This is a genomic window from Sphingomonas sp. CCH9-F2, from assembly GCF_001556735.1.
GTDB classification, from domain to species: domain Bacteria; phylum Pseudomonadota; class Alphaproteobacteria; order Sphingomonadales; family Sphingomonadaceae; genus Sphingomonas; species Sphingomonas ginsenosidimutans.
This window is the reverse complement of the sequence record NZ_LSJO01000411.1, coordinates 1-828: the sequence shown is the minus strand read 5'-3', so window position 1 is coordinate 828 and position 828 is coordinate 1. Positions and strand designations below refer to the sequence as shown.

The 828-nt window shown below is 64.1% G+C and carries 1 protein-coding gene; it reads right to left on the bottom strand.

From position 1 onward, the window contains the following. Positions 1-828: efflux RND transporter permease subunit (locus AX685_RS11825; RefSeq protein ID WP_197418587.1), on the bottom strand; the 828-nt coding region annotated here is incomplete at both ends.

The window sequence follows — 828 nt, the reverse complement described above, 5'->3', positions numbered from 1 at the left end:
CGGCGAACACGTCGGGCGGCAGCGCCTTGTTGATCTGCGTCAGCTTCTCGGCGGCATCGGTCGCGACGATGCGGCTGTTGTCGCCCACCAGCATCAGCACGGTCGAGATGACCGCTTCCGATCCCATGCGACTGCCGGATCCGGTGCGGACCGCACCGCCGATCACGACCTGGCCCACGTCCTTGACGCGGATGGGAACGCCGTTCCGGGTTGCCACGACGGCTTCCTGAATGTCATCGATCGATTTGAGGCGAGCATCGGCGCGGACAAGGAAGCTCTCGCCGGCACGGCGGACGTAATTGGAGCCGGCAGAGAGATTGGCCCGCTCCATCGCGTCCGCCAACTCCGTCACCGATAGCCCATAGCTAACGAGCGCGTTCAGGTTTGGCTCGATCAGATATTGCTTCACATAGCCGCCGTTGGAATCAACCCCGGCGACGCCGCGCACGGCGCGCATCTGTGGGCGGATGATCCAATCCTGCACCGTGCGGAGATATGCCGCCTTCGCCAGCTCGGTGGTCAGGCGTTCGCCCTCGGGCGTGAGATAGCTGCCGTCCGACTGCCAGCCCGGCTTCCCATCGACCGTCTTCAAGCCCTTGCCGTCGGGGTGACGGAAGGCGACCGAATAGAAGAAAATCTCGCCGAGCCCGGTGCTGAGCGGTGCTAGGATCGGCTGCGCGTTGGAAGGCAGGCTGTCGCGCGATTGTGCGAGCCGTTCCGTCACCTGCTGGCGCGCGAAGTAAATGTCGGTGCGGTCGGTGAAGACCGCCGTTACCTGGCTGAAGCCATTGCGTGAGATGGAGCGGGTCATCTCAAGCCCTGGTATTC